Origin of the sequence: Nocardia veterana NBRC 100344, assembly GCF_000308855.1 — a bacterium.
Lineage (GTDB): Bacteria > Actinomycetota > Actinomycetes > Mycobacteriales > Mycobacteriaceae > Nocardia > Nocardia veterana.
In genome coordinates, this window is the sequence record NZ_BAGM01000005.1 from 1 (window position 1) to 7053 (window position 7053).

Sequence of the window (7053 nt, forward strand, 5' to 3'; positions counted from 1 at the left end):
CCCTCGGCCTGCGCGGCCGCCGCGTCCTGGTCTCGCGTCGCTGGACCGGCAAGACTCTCCCGGATCACAAGGCCGATCGCGCCGAGTTTGTTCGGCAAGTCCTCGCTCAGGTCGGCATCCAGAAACCCGACCCGTCCCGGCTGATCGTGAAACCGGTCGAACCGGGAGACAAGAACGTGCCACCGCGAGAGCACCTGATCATGGCCTCGATCGCCCAGCGGATCAAATGGCGCGCCCAATACGAAACCGCCCGCCTGCAAGCCAGTCCACCAGGCGAACAACAACATTCGGCAACCCAGACCGCAGCATAGGAAGGAGTCATCATGTCCAAGCTTCTGACCGAGGCGGAAGTACGCGAACTCATCCCGATCGGCCACAGCAAGTACTACGAGCTGATCGGCTCGGGTGAGCTGCGTTCGGTGAAGATCGGTCGTCGCCGCTTCGTCACCGAGCAGGCGATCGCGGACTACATCAACGGTCTGGACCAGGCGGCATAGCGTTATGCCCAGACAGCGAATGGCCCCAGGCGAGTGGGGCAAGATCTCGGTTACCCAAGTGGGGCCGGACAAGTTCACCGCCAGTACCTACGTCCGTGATCAGGATGGGAAGCGTCGGCAGGTTGAGCGCAGCGGACGAAGTGACGAAGATGCCCGGCGGAATCTTCAACGACACTTGAAATCTCGCATGTCCCCTTCGTCGAGCACGGTGGTAACCGAACGCACGACGCTCGCTGAATTGTTCGCGCTATGGATCGCGGGCAAGGAAAAGGCAGGGCTGAAGGGCCAGAGCGTCGACAAGTACCAGCGTGCATGGGACAAGTACGGGGCCAAGCAGATCGGTGAGTTGCGGGTTCGCGAATTCCCGACCAGTCGCGCGGAAAGCCACCTCGGGCTCGTGGCTGATTCGGCAGCGAGTCAGGCCAAGTTTCTGCGGGTTGCCCTTACTGGGATGTTCGCGATCGCGGTCCGGCATGACGTCCTGGCGGTGAATCCGCTCCGGGAGGTCTCGCGAAATACTAGGAAGAAGGCACCGGTGCGCGCCTTGACCACGGAGGAATTCGCGAGAGTTCGCGCGGCGGTGCGGGCCTATACCAACCGTGAGCATAAGGCCGGACCACGGCCGGGACGAATGTTGGCACCGTTCGTTGACGTGATGGCTTCGACAGGGTGCCGGCCGAATGAGGTTCTCGGGCTCCGCTGGTCGGACGTCGATCTGTTGGCCGATCCGCCGGTTATGACGGTAACGGGCACGGTGATCGATCACGGCAAGGTCAAAGGTCAGGGATTGCGTCGGCAGGACTCACGGAAAGGCGATGCGCCCGATCACACGGTCGTACTGCCCTCGTTGGCTGTCGAAACTCTGGCCAAACTGCTCAGTGAAGCGAGCAAGGACCTCGAATCGTTGGAGACGCTCGGGGACAAGCCGGTCTTTCCGAACCGCGATGGTGGGTGGATGAGCTTGAACAACCTGCGCCGGTCGCTGCGTGCCGCCCTGCCCGAGGATATGAAATGGGTCACTCCATATTCGCTGCGGCGGACGGTGGGAACGGTGATCCGTGACGGCCTCGGTGTCGAGCAGGCTCAGGCGCAACTGTCGCATGCTCAGCTGGCCACGACCGAACAGCACTACGTCGAAAGGCGTACGCATGGACCGGATGTTCGCGAGGTCCTCGACCGGTACGCGAAGGAAAGTACGGACTCGAATGTAAGGGGAAAGTGAGGGATTCAGCCTCGAATGATCTTGGAACGAAAGAGCCCCCGGTCTGCCGATGCAGCTCGGGGGCTCTTTTCTGCGCGCCCGGAGAGACTCGAACTCCCAACCTTCTGATCCGTAGTCAGATGCTCTATCCGTTGAGCTACGGGCGCAGGTCCTGTTCAGTTGTGTGCCCGGTTTCCCGGGCGTGGCGGAGGCGAGAGGATTTGAACCTCCGGTCCCCGTGAAGGGACAACTCATTAGCAGTGAGTCCCATTCGGCCGCTCTGGCACGCCTCCTGGAGCCTTCTTTCGAGGGCGCCGGTCCTTTCGAACCGCCGAGAGGCAAGAGTACAGAGCAACCGGTCAGGACGCAAAACGGCTGGTCAACGTAGGTGACTGTCGAACCAATCGAAGATTCTGGTCTGCGCGTCGATCAGCATTCGCTTCTCCTCGTCGGGGAGCTGATCGAAATCGGCCATCTCGAATCCCGGATGGTCCGGGCGGTGATGCAGCCCCGGATAGCTGACGACGAGGGTGGCGACGGCCGCTCTGGCCGCGGCGTCGCGCAATCGCTCGACCTCGTCGGCGGGGGTGACGGGGTCGTCGTTGCCGTACAGGCCCAGCCACGGCGCCTGGAGCTGCGGGGCCGCGTCGACCAGCGCCGTCGCCTCCGCCGTCAGCGGTTCGGCGATACCGGGGGCGGCCACGCTCACGGCGGCGCCGATGGGCCGGTTCGTGGCGACCAGCAGGGCGGCGGTGCCGGCGGTGTCGAAGCCGAGGACACCGATGGTGTCGGCGAAGACGCCGCGGCCGACCAGCCAGTCGAAGCAGGCGTCGAAATCGGCGAACAGATCCGCCCCGAACACGTGCTCGGTCCCGCCGGCGGGCGGACTCGCCAATCCGGTCGCGGTCGCACCGGGCCCGTTCGAACGAGCCCCGACCGCCGCGACATCGCGTTCGACGGCGAGGCCCGAGCCGTCCCCGTCGGCCGACGGCCGATCGAAGCGGTGGAACAGATTGGGCGCGACCATGATCCAGCCCTCACCGGCCAGTGACTTCATCATCTCCAGCAATGCATCGGCAAACTCGCGCGACTCGTGGAGTACGACGATGCCGCCGCGGGCGTAGCCCTCCGGTTCGATCACCGTGATGGGCACCCGGCCGACGGTCTGCCGCGTGTCGTCGACCACCCCGCTGCCGCGCAATGGCGCCTTGTCTCGATAGATGCCCGACATGAAACCAGGGTAATTCGCCTGCATAACATTCGGGAGAAGTTGCACAGAAGTACCCATTCCTCGCAAAAAGTTCCGGCATACCGCCCGGCCGGTTCGGCCCTGCGAGCCCGCCGAGAGGGCTGCGCGAACGGGCGCGGCGAGCGGTGCGAATCGGCGAACAACTAGGGTGGTGGGGTGAGTGCTCGTATTCGCCCGGACCTGGAGTCCATCCCGGCCTACACCCCTGGTCGCAGCCATCCGGATGCGGTGAAACTGGCCAGCAACGAGTCCACCTTCGGGCCGCTGCCCAGCGTCGCCAAGGCGATCGCGGAAGCGGCCGAACTGGTCAATCGCTATCCGGACAACTCCTCGGGCGAACTTCGAGCAGCCCTCGCCGACTTCCACGGCGTCGACGTCGCGAACGTCGCCGTCGGCTGCGGCAGCGTCGCCCTGTGCCAGGAACTGGTGCAGATCACCTGCGCCTCACCCGAGGACGAGGTGTTGTTCGCATGGCGGTCGTTCGAGGCGTATCCGATCGTCACCCAGGTCGGCAACGCCACCGCCGTGCAGGTGCCGCTGAACGCCGACTACGCCCACGATCTGGATGCGATGGCGGCCGCGGTCACCGAGCGCACCCGGCTGATCTTCGTCTGCAATCCGAACAACCCCACCGGCACGGCCTACGGGCGCGCCGATCTGGTCCGCTTCCTCGACGCGATCCCCGAACACGTCCTGGTCGTCCTGGACGAGGCCTACTTCGAATACCTGCGCCTGGCCGCCGACAACGCCCCCGATGGGGTCGAGCTCGGCCGCGGTCGTCCGAATGTGGTTGTGCTGCGGACTTTTTCGAAGGCATACGGGTTGGCCGGACTCCGGGTCGGCTATGCCGTGGGCGACCCCGAGCTGATCACCGCACTGCTCAAGGTGCACATCCCGTTCAGTGTGAACCGGCTCGCGCAGGCCGCCGCGATCGCCTGCCTGCAGGCGCGCCACGAACTGCTCGACCGCACGGACCACGTGGTGTCGGAGCGGGAACGGATGCGCACCGCCCTGATCGCGGCCGGCTACCGGGTGCCGCCGACCCAAGCCAATTTCGTCTGGCTGCCGCTGGGTGCGCACAGCGCGGATTTCGGCGCCGCCAGTGCCGAGGCCGGAGTCATGGTGCGGCCCTACGGCACCGACGGTGTTCGGGTGACCGCCGGTGATCCGCACGAGAACGACCGCTTTCTGCGCTTCGCCACCGCACCGGCGACCGTGGCGCGTTTCCTCGCCTGATTCAGCGCACGCCGAGTGCCCGGGCCAGAGTCGGCCAGGCGCGCGGCAGCTCGTCCTTCCAGTACGGCCAGGAGTGCGTCCCGACCGGGCGTAGATCCACATCCGCGGGAATCTGCATGCGCTCCAGCCGGTCGGCGAGGGCCATGGTGCAGGCATTGGCTCCGGCCTCGAGCGGGCCACCGAAACCGATCGCGGTGGGCGCCTCCGGATTGCCCGGACCGTCGTAGGGACCGGGCAGGCCGGAACCCGAGGACAGGAAGATCGCGGTGCCGCGCAGCGTGTCGGCATGCATCATCACGTCGTGGGCGAGCCAGTCCGGATCGTCCTGCTTGCCGAACATGTTGTCCGGATCGCCGCCGTAGGTGCGCACCACCGCGCGCGCCTGCGCCTGCCCGAAGTCCGAACCCATTGCGTAGCAACCACTGTGGGCCGCGACCGCGCTGTACACGTGCGGGTTGCGCATGGCCAGCATCATCGCGGCTTCGGCACCCATCGACACGCCCTCGACCGCGTTGCGTCCGTTGCCTTCGAATTCCGCGTCGATCAGCGGCGGGAGTTCGCGGGTGAGGAAGGTCTCCCACTTGTTGGTGCCGAGCACCGGGTCCGGACGCTGCCAGTCGGTGTAGTAGCCCGCCGGTCCGCCGACCGTGAGGACCACGTTCACATCCTTGTCGGCGAAGAACTGCACGGCGCCGCCGCGTTCGGCCCAGTTGTTGTAGTCGTTGCTCGCGCTGCGTCCGTCGAGCAGATACACGGTCGGTCGCGGACGGCTGCGGTCGGCCGGCAGCAGCAGCTGAACCTGCACGGTGCGTTGCATCGCGGGAGATTTGACGAAGACCCGCAACCAGCGGTCGTGAATGGGTTCGATCCGGTCGATCGTCGCCGTGGCCGGGCTCGGGCTCTCCAACGCCGGAGCGGGCCCCTCGGCGGAGCCGGAGTCGGCCGGGGGTGCGGGCGCCGCGACCGTCAGCGGAGCCGCACAAACTACCGCACACGACAGGAGTGCGGCGATGGCGGCGCCGGACAGCCGACGCCCAATCCGGCGACGAACCATGGCCGCCATCCTGCCAGAGGCGTACCGGTGCGTCGAAAAATCACGCCCGCGACGCGGCATCGGCTTCGCCGGCGAGCGATTTCTCCCAGCGCTGCTCCACGCCGGTGAAACGCCAGATCGCCAGCGCCCCGAGCCAGGTGAGGGCGAACAGGGCGACGATGCCGAAGCCGAGCTGCCCCAGATCGAGATTGCCTATCCACGCCACCGGCCCGGATCGGACATCGAGCTGATCCACCAGGATCGACACCAACTCCTGTCCGCCGATCACCAGCGCCACCGCGACGGACAGGCCGGTGATCACGAGGTTGTAGTAGATCTTGCGGATCGGGCGAGCGAAGGCCCAGTCGTAGGCGTAACTCATGAACGAGCCGTCGACCGCGTCGAACAGCGTCATCCCCGCCGAAAACAGCACCGGCAGGACCAGAATCGCGTACCACGGCAGACCGGTCGCGGCCGCGCCGCCGGCGATGACCAGCAGCCCGACCTCGGTGACCGTGTCGAAACCCAAGCCGAACAGCACGCCCACCGGGTACATGTGCGCGGGTCGGCGCACCAGCCGCAGCACCGGACCGAGGACCCGGCCGAGCAGGCCGCGGGCCTGCAGTTGATGCTCGAGCGCGGCCTCGTCGAACTCTCCGCCGCGCATCCGCCGGAAGATCCGCCAGATGCCGATCAACGAGGCCAGATTCAGTAACCCGATCAGAATCAGAAAGCTCCCCGAGACGCTCGTTCCCCACAGCCCGGTCCAACGCTCCAACGACGAGTTCTCGTCCTCGAGGTTCGCGGCCAGCGTTCGCACGCCGAGACCGAGCAGGCACACCAGGACGAGCACCACGGACGAATGGCCGAGCGAGAACCAGAACCCGACCGTCTGCGAACGAGTCCGCCCGTTCTCGGCCACCAGTTTCCGCGTGGTGTTGTCGATCGCGACGATGTGATCGGCGTCGAAAGCATGCCGCATCCCCAGCGTGTAGGCCGTGACACCCAGTCCCACGCCGTACACGGCACCGTTCACCGGATGATGCTGCGGCACCACGACCAGCAGCAATGTCCCCCACCCGAGGATGTGCAGCGCCACCACCGCCCCGGCCATCCCGACCACACCACGCATTCGGTCCCCCTTCGGATTCGTCGGACCACCGACGCGATTGTCGCCGATCCCACCGACACAAGCCCGCCAACCACCACTCCCCTCCCACCGTCCCGGTCCGATTCGGTATCCCCGCACCCCCGCCAGTAGTCTGAGATACCGTTCCGGCCCGTCCGGAACAGGGTGGGTTGCCCGAGCGGCCTAAGGGAACGGTCTTGAAAACCGTCGTGGTTCACGCCACCGTGGGTTCAAATCCCACACCCACCGCCACAAAAAGGGCGCTGACCGGCAGATCGGTCAGCGCCTTTTCGCTAATTCGGATGTCATTCGAATGTGTCGGGGTCGGTATTCGTCCGCAACCACTCCGATGTGGAGGCACCGACATTGTGGGTCACAAGCACCACACCCAATCCGCCGAACCGGGCAATGGAATGGTGAAGCACAGCGCGATCGGCTGCGCGGTGGAATCGGAGACGGTGTCGGCCGTTGCGATCGGCGCGGCTACGGCTCCGAGCGACAGGATGATTGCGGCGGTGGCGAGAGCTTTCGCGGGCTTTCTGTTCATTGTTCAACCTTTCGAAGGAACCGAAGCAATCCGGTTGAGGTCGTACTCGTTCATGGTCGCGCGGGCGTCTGACCAGGGAAAGGGCATTAAGACCCACATCGAGAGCACAGCGACTCCGGCCCGAACCGCGCACGCCGGACACGACGGGTTCCTAAGATCTT

8 protein-coding genes and 3 tRNA genes are annotated in these 7053 nt (G+C 65.8%); 5 read left to right on the forward strand and 6 right to left on the reverse strand.

The genetic code is table 11. The features are described from left to right. Positions 1–26: 26 nt before the first annotated feature. Genes ON37_RS34595 through ON37_RS00755 form a run of 3 tightly spaced genes read left to right on the forward strand, consistent with a single transcriptional unit; the run spans position 27 to position 1719 of the window. On the forward strand, positions 27–311 hold the full coding sequence (locus tag ON37_RS34595; protein WP_308417519.1) for a replication initiator: 285 nt from the start codon (positions 27–29) through the stop codon (positions 309–311). A 12-nt stretch (positions 312–323) separates the two neighbouring features. After that, on the forward strand, positions 324–497 hold the full coding sequence (locus tag ON37_RS31425; protein WP_083892615.1) for a helix-turn-helix domain-containing protein: 174 nt from the start codon (positions 324–326) through the stop codon (positions 495–497). Between the two features lie 4 nt (positions 498–501). Beyond that, positions 502–1719 (forward strand): tyrosine-type recombinase/integrase, encoded by a 1218-nt coding sequence (locus ON37_RS00755; RefSeq protein ID WP_040715368.1) that lies wholly within the window; start codon positions 502–504, stop codon positions 1717–1719. Positions 1720–1792: 73 nt separating this feature from the next. On the opposite strand, the gene ON37_RS00760 is transcribed toward ON37_RS00755, so the two are convergent. From ON37_RS00760 to ON37_RS00770, 3 genes are all read right to left on the reverse strand, one after another. Continuing rightward, positions 1793–1865, reverse strand: a tRNA-Arg gene (locus ON37_RS00760). A gap of 36 nt (positions 1866–1901) precedes the next feature. Then, positions 1902–1991: transfer RNA gene (locus ON37_RS00765), tRNA-Ser, on the reverse strand. A gap of 86 nt (positions 1992–2077) precedes the next feature. Further along, positions 2078–2929, reverse strand: a complete 852-nt coding sequence (locus ON37_RS00770; protein ID WP_040715370.1) for a dienelactone hydrolase family protein — start codon at positions 2927–2929, stop codon at positions 2078–2080. Between the two features lie 174 nt (positions 2930–3103). Here ON37_RS00770 and hisC point away from each other — a divergent pair, with 174 nt between their 5' ends. Then, the gene (gene hisC, locus ON37_RS00775) at positions 3104–4183 is read left to right on the forward strand and encodes a histidinol-phosphate transaminase (RefSeq protein WP_040715372.1); all 1080 of its coding nucleotides are present in this window, start codon (positions 3104–3106) and stop codon (positions 4181–4183) included. Between the two features lies 1 nt (position 4184). On the opposite strand, the gene ON37_RS00780 is transcribed toward hisC, so the two are convergent. Both ON37_RS00780 and nicT read right to left on the reverse strand, forming a co-directional pair. Next, on the reverse strand, positions 4185–5237 hold the full coding sequence (locus tag ON37_RS00780) for an alpha/beta hydrolase (protein WP_051031013.1): 1053 nt from the start codon (positions 5235–5237) through the stop codon (positions 4185–4187). Positions 5238–5277: 40 nt separating this feature from the next. Next, the gene (nicT, locus tag ON37_RS00785) at positions 5278–6348 is read right to left on the reverse strand and encodes a Nickel transporter NicT (protein ID WP_210742719.1); all 1071 of its coding nucleotides are present in this window, start codon (positions 6346–6348) and stop codon (positions 5278–5280) included. Between the two features lie 161 nt (positions 6349–6509). Between nicT and ON37_RS00790 the strand changes: the two genes are divergently transcribed. Further along, positions 6510–6597: transfer RNA gene (locus ON37_RS00790), tRNA-Ser, on the forward strand. Positions 6598–6718: 121 nt separating this feature from the next. On the opposite strand, the gene ON37_RS32635 is transcribed toward ON37_RS00790, so the two are convergent. Then, on the reverse strand, positions 6719–6892 hold the full coding sequence (locus ON37_RS32635) for a hypothetical protein (RefSeq protein WP_157171310.1): 174 nt from the start codon (positions 6890–6892) through the stop codon (positions 6719–6721). Positions 6893–7053: the final 161 nt, after the last annotated feature.

What these genes read in the sequence shown, in the direction of transcription:
- ON37_RS00780 (WP_051031013.1), bottom strand. Translation starts at nt 5,237, where the DNA reads ATGGTTCGTCGCCGGATTGGGCGTCGGCTGTCCGGCGCCGCCATCGCC.
- ON37_RS00755 (WP_040715368.1), top strand. Translation starts at nt 502, where the DNA reads ATGCCCAGACAGCGAATGGCCCCAGGCGAGTGGGGCAAGATCTCGGTT.
- ON37_RS31425 (WP_083892615.1), top strand. Translation starts at nt 324, where the DNA reads ATGTCCAAGCTTCTGACCGAGGCGGAAGTACGCGAACTCATCCCGATC.
- ON37_RS32635 (WP_157171310.1), bottom strand. Translation starts at nt 6,892, where the DNA reads ATGAACAGAAAGCCCGCGAAAGCTCTCGCCACCGCCGCAATCATCCTG.
- nicT (WP_210742719.1), bottom strand. Translation starts at nt 6,348, where the DNA reads ATGCGTGGTGTGGTCGGGATGGCCGGGGCGGTGGTGGCGCTGCACATC.
- ON37_RS00770 (WP_040715370.1), bottom strand. Translation starts at nt 2,929, where the DNA reads ATGTCGGGCATCTATCGAGACAAGGCGCCATTGCGCGGCAGCGGGGTG.